The sequence below is a fragment of the Lawsonibacter celer genome (genome assembly GCF_014281125.1).
GTDB lineage: Bacteria > Bacillota > Clostridia > Oscillospirales > Oscillospiraceae > Lawsonibacter_B > Lawsonibacter_B celer.
Genome location: NZ_JACOEA010000002.1, coordinates 54,173 through 75,595, shown reverse-complemented (window position 1 = coordinate 75,595; position 21,423 = coordinate 54,173). Strand labels below are relative to the sequence as shown.

At 60.7% G+C, this 21,423-nt stretch carries 15 protein-coding genes; 5 read left to right on the top strand and 10 right to left on the bottom strand.

Annotated elements, in window-relative coordinates:
* From H9Q75_RS05100 to H9Q75_RS05080, 5 genes are all read right to left on the bottom strand, one after another.
* Window positions 1-1,254 (bottom strand): Tm-1-like ATP-binding domain-containing protein, encoded by a 1,254-nt coding sequence (locus H9Q75_RS05100; RefSeq protein WP_186565104.1) that lies wholly within the window; start codon window positions 1,252-1,254, stop codon window positions 1-3.
* Between the two features lie 106 nt (window positions 1,255-1,360).
* Window positions 1,361-2,194: a phosphoenolpyruvate hydrolase family protein gene (locus H9Q75_RS05095; protein ID WP_186565103.1), complete on the bottom strand. Its 834-nt coding sequence runs from the start codon at window positions 2,192-2,194 to the stop codon at window positions 1,361-1,363.
* A 53-nt stretch (window positions 2,195-2,247) separates the two neighbouring features.
* Window positions 2,248-2,949, bottom strand: coding sequence for an ABC transporter ATP-binding protein (locus H9Q75_RS05090; protein ID WP_186565102.1), 702 nt, complete (start codon window positions 2,947-2,949; stop codon window positions 2,248-2,250).
* Complete coding sequence (locus tag H9Q75_RS05085) at window positions 2,946-3,656, bottom strand: ATP-binding cassette domain-containing protein (RefSeq protein WP_207720772.1); 711 nt, start codon at window positions 3,654-3,656, stop codon at window positions 2,946-2,948. Before H9Q75_RS05085 ends, H9Q75_RS05090 begins: the two co-directional genes overlap by 4 nt.
* A gap of 103 nt (window positions 3,657-3,759) precedes the next feature.
* The gene (locus H9Q75_RS05080) at window positions 3,760-5,094 is read right to left on the bottom strand and encodes an ABC transporter substrate-binding protein (RefSeq protein ID WP_186565100.1); all 1,335 of its coding nucleotides are present in this window, start codon (window positions 5,092-5,094) and stop codon (window positions 3,760-3,762) included.
* A gap of 484 nt (window positions 5,095-5,578) precedes the next feature.
* On the opposite strand from H9Q75_RS05080, the gene H9Q75_RS12855 reads away from it, so the two are divergent.
* The 5 genes from H9Q75_RS12855 (at window position 5,579) to H9Q75_RS05055 (ending at window position 10,512) form a co-directional block, all read left to right on the top strand.
* Window positions 5,579-7,765 (top strand): LacI family DNA-binding transcriptional regulator, encoded by a 2,187-nt coding sequence (locus tag H9Q75_RS12855; protein ID WP_186565099.1) that lies wholly within the window; start codon window positions 5,579-5,581, stop codon window positions 7,763-7,765.
* Complete coding sequence (locus H9Q75_RS05070; protein WP_186565098.1) at window positions 7,762-8,571, top strand: MBL fold metallo-hydrolase; 810 nt, start codon at window positions 7,762-7,764, stop codon at window positions 8,569-8,571. Before H9Q75_RS12855 ends, H9Q75_RS05070 begins: the two co-directional genes overlap by 4 nt.
* A gap of 58 nt (window positions 8,572-8,629) precedes the next feature.
* Window positions 8,630-9,085 (top strand): ribose 5-phosphate isomerase B, encoded by a 456-nt coding sequence (gene rpiB / locus H9Q75_RS05065; protein ID WP_207720771.1) that lies wholly within the window; start codon window positions 8,630-8,632, stop codon window positions 9,083-9,085.
* A 12-nt stretch (window positions 9,086-9,097) separates the two neighbouring features.
* Window positions 9,098-9,880 carry a triose-phosphate isomerase gene (locus tag H9Q75_RS05060; RefSeq protein WP_186565097.1) on the top strand — a complete coding sequence of 261 codons (783 nt, stop codon included), beginning with the start codon at window positions 9,098-9,100 and terminating at the stop codon, window positions 9,878-9,880.
* Window positions 9,881-10,107: 227 nt separating this feature from the next.
* Window positions 10,108-10,512 (top strand): serine proteinase, encoded by a 405-nt coding sequence (locus tag H9Q75_RS05055; protein ID WP_243200699.1) that lies wholly within the window; start codon window positions 10,108-10,110, stop codon window positions 10,510-10,512.
* A 122-nt stretch (window positions 10,513-10,634) separates the two neighbouring features.
* Here the strand turns inward: H9Q75_RS05055 and H9Q75_RS05050 are convergent, their stop codons facing one another.
* The 5 genes from H9Q75_RS05050 to rpoB all read right to left on the bottom strand — a co-directional run bounded on the left by H9Q75_RS05050 (window position 10,635) and on the right by rpoB (window position 21,069).
* Window positions 10,635-11,543: a C40 family peptidase gene (locus H9Q75_RS05050; RefSeq protein WP_186565096.1), complete on the bottom strand. Its 909-nt coding sequence runs from the start codon at window positions 11,541-11,543 to the stop codon at window positions 10,635-10,637.
* A 51-nt stretch (window positions 11,544-11,594) separates the two neighbouring features.
* Window positions 11,595-11,885 carry a hypothetical protein gene (locus H9Q75_RS05045; RefSeq protein ID WP_186565095.1) on the bottom strand — a complete coding sequence of 97 codons (291 nt, stop codon included), beginning with the start codon at window positions 11,883-11,885 and terminating at the stop codon, window positions 11,595-11,597.
* A gap of 222 nt (window positions 11,886-12,107) precedes the next feature.
* Complete coding sequence (locus H9Q75_RS05040) at window positions 12,108-13,478, bottom strand: conjugal transfer protein TraL (RefSeq protein ID WP_186565094.1); 1,371 nt, start codon at window positions 13,476-13,478, stop codon at window positions 12,108-12,110.
* Window positions 13,479-13,568: 90 nt separating this feature from the next.
* Entirely contained in the window at window positions 13,569-17,342 is a 3,774-nt protein-coding gene (gene rpoC / locus H9Q75_RS05035; RefSeq protein ID WP_186565093.1) for a DNA-directed RNA polymerase subunit beta', read from the bottom strand.
* Between the two features lie 22 nt (window positions 17,343-17,364).
* Window positions 17,365-21,069, bottom strand: coding sequence for a DNA-directed RNA polymerase subunit beta (gene rpoB / locus H9Q75_RS05030; RefSeq protein ID WP_186565092.1), 3,705 nt, complete (start codon window positions 21,067-21,069; stop codon window positions 17,365-17,367).
* Window positions 21,070-21,423: the final 354 nt, after the last annotated feature.

Genomic DNA, 21,423 nt, shown 5'->3' with positions numbered 1-21,423 from the left:
TCAGGCACCTCGGTTCGTGTCGCCCCACAGCCGCAGGAAGGTGTCTACCGCCGCCTCAGAAAAGACCGGGTCGTTGATATTGCCCTCCAGCTCGCGGACCGGAACCGCGCCGTCAACGGCCCTGTGGATGGCGTCAAAGAGCACGCGGTCGCTCTCCTCGCTCTCCCAGGGGCCGCCTGGTGCCTCATACTTGTCCAGGCCGCCCAGGGGGAGCAGGACTTCGGTGGGACCCTTGGCCCTGGCGGCCTTGCTGCCCAGCTCCGTGCCGAGGGCCGTCAATTCCTCGTCGGTGGCCTTGACGGCGCACACAGTGGGGTTGTGGATGATGAGTTTCCGGCTGGGGATGTTTTTGTCCGGGGGCACACAGGCCACGCCGTTGAAGTTGAGCACCTCAAGGGCACCGGGGACAATGACCTGGGGGATGCCCCGCTCGCCCGCGGCGGTCAGCCGGTCAGGGCCGGCGCTGAATGCGCCGCCGTAGTTGTAATCGCACAGCTCGGTGGTGGTGAAGTCAATGACTCCGTCAATAAAGCCGTGGCGGATCATGTCCTCCATGGCCATGCCGCCCGAGCCTGTGGCGTGGAACACGATGGTCTCAAAGCCCTTTTCCTCCAGCAGGTCCCGCATGTGCAGCACGCCGGGGGTGGTGATGCCGAACATGGTGATGCCCACCAGGGGCTTTTTCGCGCCTTGGGACTTCTCCAGGGCGGCGGCGCGGTAGCTGGCCATGCCCGCGGCGGCGTGGGCGGCGTTGGCCAAGATCAGGCGGGAGAAGCTGTTGAGTCCGGCGATATCGGTCACGGAATACATCATCGCCATATCGGTGCCGCCCACATAGGGACGCACGTCTCCGGACATCATGGTGGACAGCAGCAGCTTGGGCATGCCCAGGGGCAGGGTTTTCATGGCCGCGCTGAGGATGTTGGTGCCGCCGGAGCCGCCCATGCCGAAGACGGCGTCGCAGCGGCCCTCGGCTACCAGTTTGGCCAGGCAGACCTCCAGCCCGCGGCTCATGGCCTCAATGGCCACGGCGCGGGTATCGCTGCCCTCCCGGCCGTAGCGGATGCTCTGTAGGTCCACGCCCCCCATCCCCACGACCTCTGCGGCGGAAATGTCCGGCGGGAAGGGGGGCTCCCCCAGAACGCCGGTATCCACGACGATGACTTCACAGCCGGTCTCCTGGATGCATTCCTTTACAAAGCCGTACTCCACGCCCTTGGTGTCCAGGGTGCCGACCAAAACGACAGTTGCCATTGTGCATTTCTCCTATCTTGGGGGATTTTTGCGGCGGGTTCCGAATGCGTCCGGAGCGGACGCCCCAGGGTTCGGTCCGGCGTCCGCTCCGCGTTAAGGGCTTATTTTATTTCATCTTCAGGTTCTGGAACTGCTGAATGCACTCCCGGATGGCCTTCTCCACGGGCAGGCGCTCCACGCTGGAGGCACCGATGAAGCCGTTGACGTCGGTCTTGTCGAAGCAGACCTGGACATTTTCGGGGTAGTCAAAGGGGCCTCCGTGGCAGACCACGATGATGTCGGGGTTCTCGCTGCGGGCCGCCTCCAGGATCTTCTGGGTACGCTCGCAGGCCGCATCCAGCTCCAGCGCGGAGCCGGCGCCGATGGTGCCGCCCAGGGTCAGGCCCACATGGGCGCCGATCAGGTCGGCGCCAGCGGCGGCCATGGCCTTGGCCTCTTCCTCGTTAAAGGCGTACACGGCGGTGAAGATATCCCGCTTGTTGCAGTTCTCCACCAGCTTGACCTCCTCGGGGTAGCCCAGGTTGGTGGCGTCGATCTGCTTGCGGAAGATGCCGTCGTAGAGGCCGGTGGTGGGCACGTTGGTGATGCCGGAGAAGCCCATGTCCATCATGCGCTCGATGAGCTGATCAATGTCCCGGTAGGGGTCGGCCGCGCCGATGCCGCCGATGAGGGGGGTGTCCTTGATGACCTTCAGCAGGTGCTCGCCCAGAATCAGGGTCATCAGATTGGAGTCGCCGTAGGCCAGATAGCCGGACAGGGAGCCGTGGCCGTCCATGCGGAAGGGGCCGGTGTTGTAGCCCATGATCAGGTCGATGCCGGTCTGGTCGGCGATCTTGGCCACCAGGCCGATGCCGGCGCCGCCGATGACGATGGGCTTCTTGTCCGCGATCTTTTTGCGCAGGCGCTCGTTGATCTCCTTACGGGTGAACTGACGTACCATAAAACATCCTTCTTTCAAAAAATGTGTTGTTTTCTCATTCATAGTGGGCGGGCTCAGCCTACGCCGATGAGCTGATGGGTCAGCTCGTGATCGGCCATAAGGGCCTCAAAGGAGTCCTGATAGGCGAAGCGGCCGGTGAGCATCACATTGACGTCCTCTGATACAGTGCGGGCAAAGGTGAGGTTTTGTTCCACCAGCACCAGCGCCATGTCGGTCTGCTTAAGCTTTTGGCAGAAGTCGATGAGCTGGTCCACAATGACCGGGGCTAGACCCTCGGAGGGTTCGTCCATAATCAGCAGCTTGGGGTTGGTCACCAGCGCCCGGCCGATGGCCAGCATCTGCTGCTCGCCGCCGGACAGGTTGGTGCCGCTCTGCTTCCAGCGCTCTTTCAGGCGGGGAAAAAATTCGTAGACCTTCTCTGCGTCCCAACCGCCGGAAACAGGGCGGGCGGCAAAACGCAGGTGTTCATCCACAGTGAGTGAGGGGAAAATTTTGCGGCCCTGGGGGACATAGCCAATGCCCTTGCGGGCCACCTGGTAGGGCGGCAGACCGGTGAGGCGCTCTCCGGCCAGATATACGCTGCCCTGGCGGGTGGGCACCAGGCCCATGATGGCGTTGACCAGGGTGGTCTTGCCCATGCCGTTGCGGCCGATGATGGCGGTCATGCCGGACTCCAGCTCCATGGACACGCCCTGGAGCACGTGGCTGCCGCCGTAATAGACGTGGAGGTCCTCCACCTTCAGAATGGGCGTCATTTGTGGCTGGCCTCCCCCAAATAGATTTGCTGTACCAACTGGTTCTGCTTGATCTCGTCCACGGTGCCCTCGGCCACCACCTCGCCGTCGAACATGACCACCACATAGTCGGCGATAGCAAAGGCCAGCTCGATGTCGTGCTCGATCATGACAATGGTGATGTCCCGGCTCAGGGACTGGATCAGCTTGAGCATGATCTGGCGCTCCTCTGCGGACAGGCCGGCTGCGGGCTCGTCAAAGAGCAGCAGCTTGGGTTCGGTGATAATGGCCAGCCCAAACTCCAGCTGGCGGCGCTCCCCGTGGGAGAGGGACTCCACCTGCATATCCAGCTTGTCGGTCATGGCGATGACTTCGGCGGTGTGCTGGATCTTAGCCTCAAACGCCTTGTTCTTCCGGTGGTGGGCCAGCATATTCAGGTGATGGGCGGTGCCCTTGTCGCCCAGAAGCGCCAGGTACAGGTTCTGACGGACCGTCAGGCCGTCAAAGAGTGCGGAGGTCTGGTAGGTTCTGCGCATGCCCATCTTTACACGCTTGCGGACCGGGAGGCGGGTCACATCCTCCCCGAAGAGCTTGATGGTGCCCGAGGTGGCCGGAAAGTCCCCTGCGATCAGGTTGAACAGGGTGGTCTTTCCGGCCCCGTTGGTGCCGATAAACAGCCGGCGCTCGCCGTAAGCAATGTCTGTGGTGACATTGCTTACGGCCTGCACGCCGCCGAAGCTCTTACAAACGCCTTGTAAAGAAAGGACAGGTGCGGATGTGTTGCCTTGCATTCCATTCGTTCCTTTCTTTGGCGAGAGCGATCACGGAAGCTTACTGGGCCAGCTCCGCGCTCATAATGGAGTCGATGGTGGGATTCTCGCGGTCGAAAGAGGGCTGGGACTGATACCAGTCGGGATCATAGGGGCCGAACTGAGTCTGGTTCTCGTAGGTCTCCACGACCACGTTGCGCAGCTCGCCGTCAATGTTCTGCACTTGGGTAATGTACACATTTTCAATCACGTTGTGGTACTCGTCAAAGCTGAAAGGGCCGCGGGGGCTGTCGTACTTCACGTCCAGGATGGCCTGGTGGAAGGCGTCAGCGTCGGAGATATCGCCGTTGACCGCCTCCAGAGCCTGGATGGCGACCTGGGCGCCGATGTAGTAGTCCGCGGCAAACAGGGAAGAGGCTCGGCCGTAGCGCTCGGAGAAGTCGCTGTCGAACTGCTCGAACTCGGGGTAGGGAAGCACCTGGGCGTAGTGGGAGCCGGCGTACACGCCCTCCAGCAGGTGGCCGGCCTCAGAGGCCAGAATGGTGGTGTCGATGGTGATGGAGCCGCCCAGGATGGGGATATCCATGCCATAGTCGTGGAACTGGTTGATAAAGTTGATGGCGTCCGAGCCGCCCAGGGCCACATAGATGGCGTCGGCGTCCGCAGGAATCTGGGCGATGATGGAGCTGTAGTCGGTGGTGCCCACGTTGACCCACAGGCGATTCAGGCACTCGCCGCCCTTGCGGATGTAGTTGAGCAGGAAGCCGCCTACCTGGGAGAAGGGGAAGTCATAGTCCTCGGCCAGAGTGACGATCTTTTTGTAGCCAAGCTCGTCATACACATAGTCGCCGAAGGTAAACATGGTCTGCGCGCCGGTATAGGCGGTGCGGAAGATGTTGTCGGGTACGCCGCGCATGGTCACGTCCTCAGAGGCGGCGCCGGCCACGATGATGGTGGTGTCGGGGATCTGGGGCGCGTAATCCTTCAGGGCAACGGCCTCGCCGCCGGACAGGGGGCCAAGGATGATGTCCACGCCCTCGCGCTCCACAAGACGGCTGGTCTTCTGGATGCACAGGTCGGGGTCGGCGGCGGTGTCCTCAAAGAAGAGCTCCACGGTCTTTCCGCCGATCTGATAGTCGATCTGCTCGAAGGCCATCTTGGTGCCCTCCATGCCATCCACGCCCAGGGCTGCAAATGCGCCGGTCAGGGGAACCAGAACGCCGATCTTGATGGTCTCGCCGCTATCGGCGGTAGGGGAGGGGGTCTGGGTCTCGGTGCCGCCTGTGGGGGCGGGGGACTGGGTGTTGCCGCTCTGTCCGCTGCTGTTGCCGCAGCCGGCCAGAAGGGACAGCGTGAGCGCTGCTGTCAGCAGGATGCCAAGAAACCGTTTCTTCATGTTGTTGCCTCCATTTCAAAAAATGTTGTGCTGAATCCTTTTGACGCGAATCTGTGTTTTGCTTAACATGGTTTTTGGAACGCTAAGAAAATGCTAGAATCATATGAACCGCCATTCGTGACCCCCCACAAATGGTTGCAGGACCATTATGACTATCATTAATCTGAAAAACAACTGTAACTTTTTAAAACAATTCAATTCTGTACTTGGGAGTCCAATTTTGCTAAAGTTTGTCCGGAAAAGGAAGAAAAAATAAAACGATTCAAAACAAGAGAATTGTGCAAAACGTCAAAAAATAACAAAAATATTTGGAATAGATTATATGATACATAAGGTTGAAAAAGAAATCTGCCTAATATATACTATTAAAGGAAAAGCAACATGCATGATTTTGCACAGAAAAAATCTGGATTCGTGGATTTGCTGAAAATGAGAGAAAAATAAAAATGAAACGTTTTAATAAGATGGACGGGAGGACACGGCGGTGACGACAATCAAGGATATTGCGCGAGAGGCGGGCGTTTCCTGCGGAACGGTATCCAATGTGCTCAACCGCAAGGGAAACGTGAAAGCGGACAAGATCAAGCGGGTGGAGGAGGCGGTAAACCGACTTGGCTATGAGGTGAACGAATCGGCCAAAACCCTGCGCAAGCAGGTAAAGCGGACCATCGCGCTGCTGGTGCCCAATATGCGCAGCCGTCACTATATTGAGATGTACGAAGCGCTGTGTGCCAATCTGCGGGTTTACGACTATGATGTGGAAATCTATAGTACAGACAACCTCTATGAGCATGAGAAAAGCCATATCCGCAGAATGATTTCCGCCAATGTGACGGGGATTGTCTCCTTTCCCACGTACATTGATTCAGGGGAGCTCTACAACAAGATTCCGGAGTCCATCTATCTGACCCTGGTGGGTCCCCGGCCCATGGGGATGGCCCGCCCCTATCTCCATGTGTCCTTTGATTACGAACAGATTGCCAACGATATCTCCGACCATGTCCTCTCCAACCGCTACCGGAATGCGGCCATTTTCATCGACAGCGTGCGCTTTTCCGATACGTTTAAGTACATCATTACCCAGCGGCTGACCAAGAGCGGCGTTCACGTGTCTGCGTTTGACTCCACCAGCCGCACCGCCATTGTCCGGGCCTTTGAAATCCTTGACCAAGGGGCTCCCTATGACGTAATCATTACCTCCAATACCCAGCGCGCCCGGGCGGTCCGGCAGGCCTATGCCTCTTTCCTGCCATCCAAAATGCCGGAGGTCATCACGCTTTCTGCCTCGAACACGATTTTTGAGGACGAGTATACCAGCGTGTTCCTCAACTACCACAAGCTGGGCAACCTGGTGTCGGATATTCAGATCAACGCCATGGTCAAGCACAAGGAGATGAACAACTCCTTCATCCTCAACAGCGAGGGCATCAGTAAAAAGACCCTCAGCCTGCCGCATTTTTTGCCCAAGCGCACCATATATATTCTGGCGGCAGAGGACTCCTGCACCGGCGTGCTGCCTAAAATCCTGCCCCAGTTTGAACGGAGGACCGGCCTGCGGGCGGAGGTGTCCTTTTACCCCAAGTCCATGCAGCGTCAGGCGCTGACCGAGGGCGCGGCCGGGGACTGCGACGTGCTGATTGCCGACCTGAACCGTATGGGCGGCCAGCCCAACCGCCTTTTTTTGACCCGGGAGCAGGCGCCTGAACTGTGGCAGCGGCTGCACGAGGCAGTGGACCCCTCCCAGCCCTATTTTCCGGATATAGGGCAGGAGCACCTGTGCGTTTCCTTCAACACGGCCTGCCAGATGCTCTTTTACCGAAAGGATTGGCTGAGGGAGCAGAGCGTCAAGCGGCAGTACTACGAGCGCTTTTACCGGGAATTGAAGGCGCCGGACACCCTGGAGGAGTTTGACGATATCGCCCGCTTTTTTGCCCAGGAGTACCATACCGCGCCGCAGCAGCTCTATGGCGCATCCATGTCCTCCTTCCAGTCACCGGGCTTCTGGCCGGAGTTTTTTGGGTGGCTTCAGGCGGCCGGCCTGTCGATTCTGGATCAGAATGGAGCGCTGGACCTGTGCCAGGCCGGGCTGCTGAAGGAAATCCTCCGCTATTTTCAGCTGCTCCAGATCTCCAACGTGAAGAATACCAAGCACGCCTGCAGCGGCATTGACGAGTTTGTCCGCGGCACCAGCGTGATGTCCATCTTTTCCACCGCCAGCGCCCATATGTTCAACGACAATCAGTACGGCCCCATTGTGGACTGCGTGGCCTGCCATGACGTGCCGGGGCAGAGGCCGGTGGTGGACGCCAACGTGATTGGGATTACGGTGGGCACGCAGCGCAGGGAGGAGGCGCAGGCCTTTCTCCAATGGGTGTACCATGACTCCATCTGCAACATTCTCACCCTGCTCAGCGGGCAGCCGATCTGCCGGGCCTCCACCCAGAATACGGAGATCCTGGAGCTCTACCCCTGGCTGAAATACTTTAACCGCAATGTGGAGGCGGGGAGCCTGCTCAGCGAACGCTTTTCCGGCCTGGCGGTGGACCTGGAGTTCCAGGGCAATCTGCTGACGGCGCTGACCAACGGGTACATCAATCCGGATCAATTGGAGTCCGCCATGCGCCGGCTCCAGGAGAATTGGCGCGGCGCCGGAGAGGGGGCGGGGCGATGAGCCGGCGGCTGTATGTGTTCGGCACAGGCCATGCCATGGTGACAAGGCTGTACAACAGCTGCTTCGGCCTCGAGGAGGGCGGCTGGTTTTTCTTCCTGGACGCCGGCGGCGGAAATGGAATTCTACAGGCCATGGAGGCCATGGATGTGTCCGCCGCCCGGGTGCGCGGGATGTTTCTGACTCATACACACACCGACCATATCCTGGGCGGCATTTGGGTGGTGCGGGCGGTGGGCCACGCCATTTTGGCGGGAGAGTACCAGGGGGATTTCTGCGTCTGGGGCCACCGGGAGCTGATCGGGGCGTTCCGGCAGATCTGCATGGCGGTGCTGGCGCCCGATATTCTCGCACAGCTGGACGGGCGCATCCGGCTGCTGGAGGTATCGGACGGCCAGACCTGCGCCACTCCGTTCGGCCCGACCACCTTTTTTGACACCGGCTGCGCCCTGGTGCGGCAGTTCGGCTGCGCCATCCGTGCGCCGGACGGCGCAAGGATGGCCTATCTGGGCGACGAGCCCATCCATCCCCAGGTTTACCCCTATGTGCAGGGCTGCGGCTGGCTGATCGCCGATGCCCTCTGCCTGGAGGCTGAACGACAGATTCACCACCCGGAGCACTCCTTTCACAGCAGTGTGAAGGAGACCTGCCAGCGGGCGGAGGAGCTGGGCGTTCAGCGCCTGATCCTCTGCCATACGGAGGATACCCACGGACCCCTGCGCAAAGCGCTCTATACCCGAGAGGGGCAGAAATACTTCCATGGAACCCTGCTTGTCCCGGACGACCGGGAGATCCTTTCCCTTCAATGACCCCCCACAGATGAACCCCCACAGATGGTTGTAAGACAATCAAAAGGAGCGGTTCATTATGAACATTGTAATTGGCTGCGACAACGCGGCGGTTCCTCTGAAAAATACGCTGATTCAATTCCTGGAGTCCAAAGGTGTGACGGTGGAGAATATGGGGTGCGACAGCGCCGGCGACCCCACCTATTACCCCGCCATTGCCAAACGGGTATGTGAAAGCATCATCGCCAGCGGCTATACCAAGCGGGGCGTGCTGGTGTGCGGCACGGGCGTGGGCATGTGTATGACGGCCAACAAATTTAAGGGGATTCGGGCCGCCGTGGGGCACGACTGCTTCTCTGCGGAGCGCTCCATCCTCAGCAACAACGGCAACGTACTCTGCTTCGGCGAGCGGGTAATCGGGCCCGAGCTGGCCAAAAAAATCCTGGGCGAGTGGATTACCCTCACCTTCAAGGACGGCTCCTCCACCCCAAAGGTGCAGGAGATGATTGACATCGAAGCGGAAAACCTGAAGTGACGGGAGCGCGCCATGAAGGAATTAGGCAAGGTGTACTTTGGCACCAATACCAAGATGTACAAGAATATTGCTCAGACCGTAGATTTTCTGACGCGTCTGGACACACTCACCACGGACCTGAGCCGGGAGACGCTGGAGCTGTTTGTGATTCCCTCCTTCACCGCGCTGGAGTCGGCCCGCCGCTGCGTTCCCCCGGAGCGCATTGCCCTGGGGGCCCAGAACATGGGCTGGGAGGATGAGGGACAGTTCACAGGCGAGATCTCCCCGCTGATGCTCAAGGAGGTGGGAACGCAGATCGTAGAGATCGGCCACTCGGAGCGGCGCCATGTGCTGGGGGAGACCGACTGGATGGAGAACCAAAAGGTCCGCTGCGCCCTGCGCCACGGCTTTACGCCCCTGCTGTGCATTGGGGAGACCGGAGAGCAGAAGGCGCTGGGCCTGTCCGACGAGGTGCTGCGCACCCAGCTGAAGGCCGGGCTCCACGGGGTCACAGCGGCGGAGGCCGCCCGGCTGTGGATTGCCTATGAGCCGGTATGGGCCATCGGGGTGTCCGGCGTGCCGGCCAGCCCGGCCTACGCGGCAGAGAAGCACCGGGTCATCCGGGAATGTCTGGTGGAGCTGTTCGGAGCGGCGGGGGCGCGCATTCCCCTGCTCTACGGCGGCAGCGTCAACCCGGAAAACGCGCCTGAGTTGATCCCGCTGCCCAATATTGACGGTCTGTTTATCGGCCGCAGTGCCTGGGAGGCGGAGAAATTTGACCGCATCATCCGCAGCTGCCTGGCTTTGCTGGAGTGACGTAAAAAATCCCGGGAGGAATCCATCCTCCCGGGATTTTCTGTATAACCAGCGTTTAAGTATCTCTGAGAATGAAAAAAAGTCAAACGGGGAAAGAATTTATTAATAGGTGCTGTAGGGGTTGTTAAAATCCTATTAAATCCTTCCGGCTGCCCTTGCACAGGAGGAAAAAAGAGTATAGAATAGGGCCAGATTCCAAAGGAAGCACAACTAAGGAGGTTGTATTTATGGCATTTTTTGATGAATTAAAGGAAAGAGCGGCGGATCTGGGACGGGCAGGGGTCGCCAAGTCCAAGCAGGTGGCGGAGATCACCAAGCTGAGCCTCAACAACGCCGGCGAGGAAGACACGATCAAGAAGGCCTATACAGAGATCGGCCGGCTCTACTATGCAGAGCGGGGCATGGCTCCTGAGGCCGCCTATGTGGCGCTGTGCGAGAAGATTACGGCGGCAAAGACCAATATTGAGGAGAATAAGGCGCGCATCGCCCAGTTGAAGGATGACGGCAAGAGCGTGGAAGAAGAGGTCGTCCCGCCTGTGGAGACCGAGGTGCCGGCGGAGGAGCCTGCCTGCACCTGTACCTGTGAGACTGAGACCTGCACAGAGGAGTCTGACGATACCCCTCAGGAATAAACCGTTCTTGTAAAAAAGAAGTCAGCAGGGGTCGGCAATGCCGGCCCCTGCTGACTTCGAAAAAAGAAAAATGCGCGGAGCAGCCTGCTCCGCGCATTTTCAGATCAGATGGAAGCCGCACCTCAGAAAATGCGGCGGGCGGTTAAGTACACGTTGGAGTAATGACCGGAGAGCAGGGTATCAATGCGCACCTTGTAGTTGTTGGTGGAGGCGTGGATAAACTGGCCGCCGCCGATGTAGATACCCACGTGAGAAGCGGGGTAAGAGGTGTTGTAGCGGAAAAATACCAGATCGCCGGGCAGCAGCTCGCTCTTGGAGACTGCGTAGCCATTGGACAGCTGGGTGGAGGCGGTGCGGTTGATGGTGTAGCCAAAATGGCGGTACACATAGCTGGTAAAGCCGGAGCAGTCAAAGCTGTTGGGTCCGTTGCCGCCGTATACATAGGGAACGCCCAGGAACTGCTGCGCATAAGTAGCCACCTGCTGGCCGAGGCTGCTGGTGGAGGCGGCCGCGGTATCATTGCCGCGGGACCCGGCGGAGTCCTTGCAGGTGGACATGTAGTCGCTGCTGACGTAACCGGTAACGCCGTTATAAGTAATCTTGTACCAGCCGTTGTCAATCCCCACAATACTGACCACCGTACCGCTGGAGAGTGAGGTGACTTTGGAGTAGCTGGTACCGGGACCGCTGCGCACGTTGAGTGTGGAGCCGTCCGTATCCACCAGGCCGTAGCCGATGTTCACGTCAGCTTTCTGAGAAACTGTCAGGTATTCCCCGGACATATAGCCCTCGACGGTCTTGTAATCGACTTTATACCAGTTGTTGCCGGCGTCCTCCAAAATGACTACGGTATCGCCCTTGGCGGCAGTGGCCAGAATGGTGGACTCGGTCGTGGCCTCTTCCCGCAGGCGGAGCGCGTCGGCATCCACAGTGCCCACACCCAGACTGGCGGCGGAAGCGCCCACCACACACAGGGCGGACAGGGCTGCGCTCAGAAAGGCGACGCGCAGGAGCTTTGCTGGCTGAATCATCGGCTTTATCCTCCGTTTTAATCGTTTCTTTCGTAAGGCGAATGGAAAAAATTATTTGTTGGCAAGCGCACGGGCCAGCCAGACGGAGGCCACGTCAATCGCGGCGTAAAGGCTGTCCTTCTCGGTTTTTTTTACCACCCGGTCCCGGCTTTTCAGATCGGGGTCGGTCAGCTGAAGCTGAACGGATACCTTTGTGGCCACATCCAGGTCCTGTTCCTTCTTGCTGTCCAGAACCTGAAGCATGATAATATATTTCTCGGCCATGCTGCCGTAATAAATCAGACTGTCTTTGCGGCGCAGGGGATGACCTTTATAGGTCAGCGGGATCTTTTCGTTGGCCATGTTTGCCTCCTTCTCGAGATCAGTAACAATCCATTAAATTCTGTAACCAAATTGTAACACATCGTTTCTAAGTTGTCAAACAGATTCCAAGGGAAAAACAAGGAAATTTCTGCCGTCTTGTCCAAAGCGCTTGTACGGCGGCGAAGGGGGGCGCAGAGCATTGGAACAGGCGGAAAAGCGGCGCCCGGCAAAGATATGACGGGCGCCGCTTCCTTTGGAAATTCAGCATTTTGACGGATGGAGAGCCGCGGGGGGACGGCGCAGCAGCTGCAGGAGAAGCAGCCACAGCCACACAGCGGCTGCGGCCATCATCAGGGCCTCCAGCCCCATCACCACATACCAGCGGCCCAGCCGCAGGGGAAGGGTGTATTCCAGACGCAGATAGGTGGAGTAGCAGCTCAGCGAGGAGCCCTCCACCAGGACGGCGCTTCCCCAGGCACAGCGGGGAAGCACGCACAGGAGCACAAGGGTCAGCAGGTCCGCCAGATAAAAATAGCGGTCATGCATATTGGGCAGCAGGAAGGGAATTCCGACCGTCAGCACCGTAGCGGAGACCAGCAATACCAGGCGGTCCACGCGCTTACGGAAGACCAGCAGCACGGCCAGAAGCGCGGCTGTCATGGCAAAGGCTGCGAGAATCCCCAGCCGGGCCGCCGGAGAGGAATCCACCGCAACACCGTAGGGGATAAACGCATAGACGGAGGGGGCATTGAGGGTGAGGTAGGCGGCATATTCACCGGTCTGGCCAATATAGACCCCTAATATGTCAGCCAGGGGCTTGCCCAGCAGCAGGGCGGGGAGAATGGTAAAAAAGTAGGTGAGCGGGAATAGGAAAAAATGCCTTAGGCGCACCCGTCCGGTGAACCACAGGGCGCACCACAGGGGGAGCAGAAAGACGGTCTGCAATTTAAAGGAAAAGGCGATGGCCAGCAAGACCACCGATCGCCCTGGCCGACGGTCCAGCGCGCTGGCCAGGGCGTGCAGGCACAGTGCGCCGTACAGGGCGTCGCACTGTGCCCAGCAGGACCCGTTGAGCACCACGGTGGGCAGCAAAAGCAGCAGGCAGAAGGCCAGTAGCGGGCGGCTGGGGTCATTGGGGAGGAACACCCGCACCAGCCGCAGGCCGCCCCAGGCCAGCAGCACGTCGAACAGGATGGAGAAGAGCTTGATGAGATACAGGTCGGGCACGGGCAGATAGGAGATAGCGGCCAGGAAATAGAGATAGGGGGCGTTGTAGTTGCCGATGGGGAGCTTGACCGCGGCAAATCCGCCGTTGTCCCGGAAGAAGGCCGCCCACTGGGCCAAAAAGTCATAATAGTCATAGGTGGTATGGTCCAGCAGCAGGGCGCGCAGGAACAGCGCCAGACCGATGGGGACCAGGGCAACCGGCAGACGGCTCCAGCCATAGCCCTCCAGGCGGAGGAGGAGAAGGGCCAGAAATGCCAGGAGCAGGAGAAGCAGGAGTACCAGGAGGCGGGCACCGGCAGAGCCTTGGGACAGTGAGAGGGTCCGCAGCCCGGTGCCGGCCAGCGCAAGCGCCCCGCCTGCCATGCAGAGCAGGGTCCGCCCACTGGGAAAAAGAGCGCGATTCATAGCGTTACCTCGTGTTGAAAAACCGGGCCCGGAGCGTACGCTCCGGGCCCTTGTGCTTATTCTGTGCAGCTGTGTGCCGGGGGTGCCGGATTACAGCTCGATGAGTTCAGAGGAGTCAGCGGCTTCGGCGGCATCGGTCTGCTCCGGAAGCACTTCGTCCTCCTGCACAGCAGCCTCCTCGTCCCGCTTATCATACTTGCGGTACAAAGACAGGCCGGAACCGGCGGGGATCAGCTTGCCGATGATGACATTTTCCTTCAGACCCAGCAGGTGGTCCACCTTGCCCTTGATGGCCGCCTCGGTGAGCACCTTGGTGGTCTCCTGGAAGGAGGCGGCGGACAGGAAGGAGTCGGTGGCCAGGGAGGCCTTGGTGATGCCCATGAGGATGCGGGTGGCGGTGGGCAGCACCAGGGGGATGCCGTCGTTGGTCTCGCCTGCGTCAATGCGGGCCTGGACAGCGGCCTTGGCATCCTCAAACTCAATGAGGTCGATGGTGGAGCCGGAGAGCAGGTCGGAGTCGCCGGAATCCTCCACACGGACCTTGCGCATCATCTGGCGCACGATAACCTCAATGTGCTTGTCGTTGATGTCCACGCCCTGCTGACGGTAGGGCTTTTGAACCTCTTGGATCAGGTAGTCGTACACCGCGTGCACGCCCCGGACCCGGATGACGTCCTGAGGATAGAGGGCACCGTCGGTGAGGGCGAAGCCCTTTTCCACCTTGTCGCCGTTCTGGACACGGATGCCCGCGGCGTAAGGGAGGGCGTAAGTGACCACCTCGCCGTCGTCGGCGGTAATAGTGACGTTGCACATGGAGTTGCGCTTGGCCTCCTCCAGGGTGACGGTGCCGCCGATCTCGGCCAACTGGGCCATTTTCTTGGGCTTGCGGGACTCGAACAGCTCCTCAACACGGGGAAGACCCTGGGTGATGTCGCCGCCGGCCACACCGCCGGTGTGGAAGGTACGCATGGTCAGCTGGGTGCCCGGCTCGCCGATGGACTGGGCGGCGATGATGCCCACCGCCTCACCGGCGCCCACGGGCTCGCCGATAGCCAGGTTGATGCCGTAGCAGCGGGAACACACGCCGCTCCTGGCCCGGCAGGTGAGCACAGAGCGGATCTTGACCTCGTGGATGCCGTGGGCCTCCAGCAGCTTGGCATCGTCGGCGGTCATCATGCGCTCCTTGGAGATGAGCACCTCGCCGGTGGCGGGGTCGCACACGTCGCTGACCGGATAGCGACCCTTGAGCCGCTCGCCGAAGGTCTCGATCACCTGGCCGTTCTCCACAATCTCATGGACCAGGATGCCGTCGTCCGTGCCGCAGTCCTGCTCGCGGATGATGACCTCCTGGGACACGTCCACCAGACGGCGGGTCAGGTAACCCGAGTCGGCGGTACGCAGAGCCGTGTCGGCCATACCCTTTCGGGCGCCTCTGGAGGAGATAAAGTACTCCAGCACGGACAGACCCTCACGGAAGTTGGACTTGATGGGGATCTCGATGGTGCGGCCGGAGGTGTCGGCCATCAGGCCGCGCATGCCGGCCAGCTGACGGATCTGAGCGGAGGAGCCGCGGGCGCCGGAGTCCGCCATCATCCAGATGGGGTTGTAGCGGTCCAGGCCCTTCATCAGGGCGTCTGTCACGTCCTTGGTGGTGCGCTCCCAGGCCTCAACGGTCAGACGGTAGCGCTCGTCATTGGTGAGGAAGCCGCGCTTGTACTGGCGGTCGATCTTGACGATCTCCTTCTCGGTGTTGCCAATCAGGTCGTACTTCTCGGGGGGGACCGTCATGTCGTAAATGGAGACGGTGAGGGAGCCGCGGGTGGAGAACTTGTAGCCGCGGTTCTTGATGATGTCCAGCACCTCAGCGGACTTGGTGAAGCCGTGCTTGAGGATGCACTTGTCGATGATCTTGCCCAGCTGCTTCTTGCCGACGATGAAGTTGACTTCAGGCTCGAACAGCTGCTCGGGATCGCTGCGATCCACAAAGCCCAGGTCCTGGGGAATGCCGTCGTTGAAGATCAGGCGGCCCACGGTGGTGCGCACCAGCTTGTGGCGTTTGACGCCGTCCACCTCGGCCTCCCGGCGGACCAGAATGGGCACATGCAGCTCCAGCTCCCCCTCGTCGTAGGCCAGGCGGGCTTCGATGTCGTCGGCAAAGACGTGGAGTACCTCCCGGGGCAGCGCGCCGTCCTCGGTCTCGGCGCAGATGCCGGCGTAGGTGGGAATGTCGTCCAGGGAGCCGGGGTTCTTCACCCACACATAGGAGTCGGGGATGATGGTCCCTGCGGCCAAGGCGGACTTCACCGCCGCCACGTCGTCGTAGGTCTCCTCTGCGGTATGCTCGGGATACTTCTCATAGGTCAGGTAGTAGGAGCCCAGCACCATGTCCTGGGTGGGCACGGTGACAGGGCCGCCGTCCTGGGGCCGCAGCAGGTTGTTGGCGGAGAGCATGAGCACCCGGGCCTCGGTCTGGGCCTCGGCGGACAGGGGCACGTGGACGGCCATCTGGTCGCCGTCGAAGTCGGCGTTGAAGGCGGTACACACCAGGGGGTGCAGCTTGATGGCCCGACCCTCCACCAGCACGGGTTCGAAAGCCTGAATGCCCAGACGGTGCAGGGTGGGGGCGCGGTTGAGCATAACGGGGTGGTCCTTGATGACGAACTCCAGGGCGTCCCACACCTCGGCGCGTCCCTTGTCCACCATCTTCTTGGCGGACTTGATGTTGTTGGCCAGGCCGTCCTCCACCAGCTTCTTCATGACGAAGGGGCGGAAGAGCTCGATGGCCATCTCCTTGGGCAGGCCGCACTGGTAGATCTTCAGCTCGGGGCCGACCACGATGACGGAACGGCCGGAGTAGTCCACGCGCTTGCCCAGCAGGTTCTGGCGGAAGCGGCCCTGCTTGCCCTTGAGCATGTCGCTCAGGCTCTTGAGGGCGCGGTTGTTGGCGCCGGTGACGGCGCGGCCGCGGCGGCCGTTGTCGATCAGGGCATCCACCGCCTCCTGGAGCATCCGCTTCTCATTGCGCACGATGATGTCGGGCGCGTTGAGCTGGATCAAACGCTTCAGGCGGTTGTTACGGTTGATTACCCTGCGGTACAGGTCGTTCAGATCGGAGGTGGCGAAGCGGCCGCCGTCCAGCTGCACCATGGGGCGCAGCTCCGGGGGGATCACCGGCAGCACGTCGATGATCATCCACTCGGGCTTGTTGCCGGAGATGCGGAAGGCGTCCACCACCTCCAGGCGCTTGACAATGCGGGCCTTCTTCTGGCCGGAGGCGTCCTTCAGCTCGGCGCGCAGCTGGGCGGAGAGCTCCTCCAGGTTGATATCGGAGAGAAGCTTCTTCACCGCCTCGGCGCCCATGCCGGCCTCGAAGTCATCCTCGTACTTCTCCCGCATGTCGCGGTACTCCTTCTCGGAGAGGATCTGGTTCTTGGCCAGGGGGGAGAAGCCGGGGTCGGTGACGATATAGCTGGCGAAGTAGAGCACCTTCTCCAGAATGCGGGGGCTGATGTCCAGCAGCAGGCCCATGCGGGAGGGAATGCCCTTGAAATACCAGATGTGGCTGACCGGGGCGGCCAGCTCGATGTGGCCCATGCGCTCACGGCGCACCTTGGCCCGGGTGACCTCCACGCCGCAGCGGTCGCAGATCTTGCCCTTGTAGCGGATCTTCTTATATTTGCCGCAGTGGCACTCCCAGTCCTTGGTGGGGCCAAAGATCTTTTCGCAGAACAGGCCGTCCCGCTCCGGCTTCAGGGTGCGGTAATTGATGGTCTCGGGCTTCTTGACCTCGCCGTAGGACCACTCGCGGATCTGTTCCGGGGAGGCGATGCCGATCTGGATGGCGTCGAATTCAGCGTAACTCATAGTGTCAGTCGTCCTCCCTTTATTATTCCATATCCTCGCCGTCGTCGAAATCGCCGTCGAAGTCCTCTTCGCCGTCGCTCTCTTCCACGGCCAGGTCGTCATCATCGCTACCCTCCTTGAGGGTGTAGCCCGCGGCGGCGAAGTCGGACTCCTCGCCGGTGCTGTAGCCGTAGAAGTCGTCGTCCTCGTCGCGGAAGCGGCCGGGCTGGTACAGGTCCTCTTCATCGTCCTTGAGCTCAATTTCAGCGCCGTTCTCGTCCAGAACCTTCATATCCAGACACAAGGCCTGCAGTTCCTTGACCAGCACCTTGAAGGACTCGGGCACGCCGGGCTTGGGTACGTTGTGGCCCTTGACGATGGACTCGTAGGTCTTGACGCGGCCAGTGGTGTCGTCGGACTTGACGGTGAGGATTTCCTGGAGGGTGTAGGCCGCGCCGTAGGCCTCCAGGGCCCACACCTCCATCTCACCGAAGCGCTGGCCGCCGAACTGGGCCTTGCCGCCCAGCGGCTGCTGGGTGACCAGGGAGTAGGGGCCGGTGGAGCGGGCGTGAATCTTGTCGTCCACCAGGTGGTGCAGCTTGAGGAAGTAGACGTAGCCAACGGTGACGCGGTTGTCGAACCGCTCGCCGGTGCGGCCGTCGTACAGCCAGCTCTTGCCGTCGGGAGACAGGCCGGCCAGCTGGAGGGTATCTTCGATGTCCTTCTCGTCGGCGCCGTTGAAGACGGGGGTGGCCACCTTCCAGCCCAGGGCCTTGGCTGCGTAGCCCAGGTGGACCTCCAGCACCTGGCCGATGTTCATACGGGAGGGCACGCCCAGGGGGTTCAAAACAATGTCCAGGGGGGTGCCGTCGGGCAGGAAGGGCATATCCTCCTGGGGCAGGATGCGGGACACAACGCCCTTGTTGCCGTGACGGCCGGCCATCTTGTCGCCCACGCTGATCTTGCGCTTCTGGGCGATATAGACCCGGACCACCATGTTGACGCCGGGGGAGAGCTCGTCGCCCGCCTCCCGGGTGAAGACCTTCACGTCCACGATAATGCCCGCCTCGCCGTGGGGCACCTTCAGGGAGGTGTCGCGCACCTCCCTGGCCTTCTCGCCGAAGATGGCCCGGAGCAGCCGCTCCTCGGCGGTCAGGTCGGTCTCGCCCTTGGGGGTGACCTTGCCCACCAGGATGTCGCCGGCGCGGACCTCGGCACCCACGCGGATGATGCCCCGCTCGTCCAGATCCTTCAGGGCGTCCTCGCCCACATTGGGGATGTCCCGGGTGATCTCCTCGGGGCCCAGCTTGGTGTCCCGGCTCTCGGTCTCGTACTCCTCGATGTGGATGGAGGTGAACACATCGTCCTTCACCATCCGCTCGTTGAGCAGGATGGCGTCCTCGTAGTTGTAGCCCTCCCAGGTCATGAAGCCCATGAGGATGTTCTTGCCCAGGGCGATCTCGCCGTTGGAGGTGGAGGGGCCGTCCACGATGACCTCGCCCTTCTCCACCCGCTGGCCGGCGGATACGATGGGCCGCTGGTTGATGCAGGTGCCGTGGTTGGAGCGCAGATACTTGGTCAGCTTGTAGGTCTTTTCACCCAAGTTGTCGTAGCGCACGGACACATACTGGGCGGAGACCTTGGTGACCACGCCGTCCTCCTCGGCCAGAATGGCCACCACGGAGTCGATGCAGTTCTTGTGCTCTTGGCCGGTGGCCACGATGGGGGCCTCGGTGGTGAGCAGAGGCACCGCCTGGCGCTGCATGTTGGCACCCATCAGGGCGCGGTTGGCGTCGTCGTTCTCCAGGAAGGGAATCATGGCCGTAGCGATGGAGAACATCATTTTGGGGGACACGTCGATATAGTCTACCTGATCCCGGTCCACATCGATGATCTCGTTGCGGTGGCGGCAGGTGATACGGGCGTTGAGCAGGCAGCCGTTCTCGTCCACCGGCTCGGTGGCCTGGGCGATCACATAGGCGTCCTCTACGTCGGCAGTCATATACTCCACCACGTCGGTGAGCTTGCCGGTGGCCTTGTCCACCTTGCGGTAGGGAGCCTCGATAAAGCCGTAACGGTTGATACGGGCATAGGAGGCCAGATAGGAGATCAGGCCGATGTTGGGACCTTCGGGGGTCTCAATGGGGCACAGGCGACCATAGTGGGAGTAGTGCACGTCGCGCACGTCGAAGGAGGCACGGTCACGGGACAGACCGCCGGGGCCCAGGGCGGACATACGGCGCTTGTGGGTCAGCTCGGCCAGGGGGTTGGTCTGGTCCATGAACTGGCTCAGGGGGGAGGAGCCGAAGAACTCCTTGATGGAGGCGGTGACGGGGCGGATGTTGATGAGGCTCTGGGGGGTGACGATATCCAGATCCTGGATGGTCATCCGCTCCCGGATCACCCGCTCCATGCGGGAGAAGCCGATGCGGAACTGATTCTGGAGCAGCTCGCCCACGCAGCGCAGGCGGCGGTTGCCCAGGTGGTCGATGTCGTCGGCGGTGCCCACGCCATGGGCCAGGCAGTTAAGGTAGTTTATGGACGCCATGATGTCGTCCACAATGATGTGTTTGGGGATGAGGTCGTCAATCCGGTCGGCCACGGCCTCCTTGAGTTCCTCGCCGGAGTAGTTGGACAGCAGCTCCTGCAGCACGGTGAAGCGCACCTTCTCGGTGACCCCGCACTCCTCCGGGTCGAAGTCCACAAAGTGCTTCATGTCCACCATGTGGTTGGAGAACACCTTCACCTGAACGCCATCCAGGTCGATGACCGCCTCGTTGACGCCCTTGTCGTCCAGCTCGTGGGCCCGCTCCCGACTGAGCACTTCGCCGGGCTCGGCGATAATCTCGCCGGTGGAGGGGTCCACCACGGGCATGGCCAGCTTCTGTCCGGACAGCCGGGACCAGATGGCCAGCTTCTTGTTGAACTTATAGCGGCCCACTGCGGACAGATCGTAGCGGCGGGGATCGAAGAACAGCGCGTTGATCAGGCTTTCGGAGGAGTCCACCGTGGGGGGCTCGCCGGGGCGCAGCTTGCGGTAGATCTCCAGCAGAGCCTCCTCATAGGTCTTGCAGGTGTCCTTCTCCAGCGTGGCCACAATGCGGGGATCCTCGCCGAACATCTCCAGAATCTCTGGGTCGGTCTTGGGGCCCACGGCGCGGATCAGGCAGGTGATGGGCAGCTTGCGGTTCTTATCAATGCGAACATAAAAGGTGTCGTTCAGGTCGGTCTCATACTCCAGCCAGGCGCCCCGGTAGGGGATGACCGTGGTGGCGTAGGTGACGTTGCCCGCCTTGTCCTCGGTGCGGGCGTAGTACACGCCGGGAGAGCGGACCAGCTGGGAGACGATGACGCGCTCGGCGCCGTTGATGACAAAGGTGCCGGCCTCGGTCATCAGAGGGAAATCTCCCATGAAGATCTCCTGCTCCTTGATCTCCTCGGTCTCCTTATTGCGCAGGCGCACCCGCACCTTGATGGGCGCGGCGTAGGTGGCGTCCCGGGCCTTGCACTCCTCTACGTCATACTTGGGGGCCTCGTCCATGGAGTAGTCGATGAAGGAGAGCTCCAGATTCCCGGCGTAGTCGGTAATGGAGGCCACGTCCTTGAATACCTCCCGCAGACCCTTGTCCAAAAACCACTGGTAGGAGTTCTTCTGCACCTCCAGCAGGTTGGGCATGCTCAGGATCTCCTCATGGCGGGCATAGCTTTTGCGCAGGGTCTTGCCGTAGTGCACGTCCTTGACCGTCATCGTAGAAAAAACACCTCGTTTTCTTTGTTCGCTGAAGCTTTTTGCCCGGATGAGCGGGAGAAAAAGCCCTTTTCAGCATTTTAGTCCGTCAAATCTTACAAAAGGGCAAAAATAAATGGATAACAAACGCCCGGGTGCGTGGATAAAATGTATTCCTGCCCGCTTGCACTGGCGGCCTTCCCGTGGTAAACTAAGCGCAGACTGGGGAGAAAGTGGAAAACGCTGCCAGAGCATATGAGCGTTTTAGTATACCATGTGTCCGTGCCAAAGTCAATGTTTTTATACACAAAATCCGGAGAAATCCGGATTTTTTTCTTGTCCGGCTTCCCGGCCGGACGGCGGAGAGGGACGCTT

Coding starts and splice junctions, on each gene's coding strand:
- rpoB (WP_186565092.1), bottom strand. CDS start 21,069: ATGACGGTCAAGGACGTGCACTACGGCAAGACCCTGCGCAAAAGCTAT.
- H9Q75_RS05100 (WP_186565104.1), bottom strand. CDS start 1,254: ATGGCAACTGTCGTTTTGGTCGGCACCCTGGACACCAAGGGCGTGGAG.
- H9Q75_RS05070 (WP_186565098.1), top strand. CDS start 7,762: ATGAGCCGGCGGCTGTATGTGTTCGGCACAGGCCATGCCATGGTGACA.
- H9Q75_RS05095 (WP_186565103.1), bottom strand. CDS start 2,194: ATGGTACGTCAGTTCACCCGTAAGGAGATCAACGAGCGCCTGCGCAAA.
- H9Q75_RS05080 (WP_186565100.1), bottom strand. CDS start 5,094: ATGAAGAAACGGTTTCTTGGCATCCTGCTGACAGCAGCGCTCACGCTG.
- H9Q75_RS05060 (WP_186565097.1), top strand. CDS start 9,098: ATGAAGGAATTAGGCAAGGTGTACTTTGGCACCAATACCAAGATGTAC.
- rpoC (WP_186565093.1), bottom strand. CDS start 17,342: ATGAGTTACGCTGAATTCGACGCCATCCAGATCGGCATCGCCTCCCCG.
- H9Q75_RS05090 (WP_186565102.1), bottom strand. CDS start 2,949: ATGACGCCCATTCTGAAGGTGGAGGACCTCCACGTCTATTACGGCGGC.
- H9Q75_RS05050 (WP_186565096.1), bottom strand. CDS start 11,543: ATGATTCAGCCAGCAAAGCTCCTGCGCGTCGCCTTTCTGAGCGCAGCC.
- H9Q75_RS05055 (WP_243200699.1), top strand. CDS start 10,108: ATGGCATTTTTTGATGAATTAAAGGAAAGAGCGGCGGATCTGGGACGG.
- H9Q75_RS05040 (WP_186565094.1), bottom strand. CDS start 13,478: ATGAATCGCGCTCTTTTTCCCAGTGGGCGGACCCTGCTCTGCATGGCA.
- H9Q75_RS05045 (WP_186565095.1), bottom strand. CDS start 11,885: ATGGCCAACGAAAAGATCCCGCTGACCTATAAAGGTCATCCCCTGCGC.
- rpiB (WP_207720771.1), top strand. CDS start 8,630: ATGAACATTGTAATTGGCTGCGACAACGCGGCGGTTCCTCTGAAAAAT.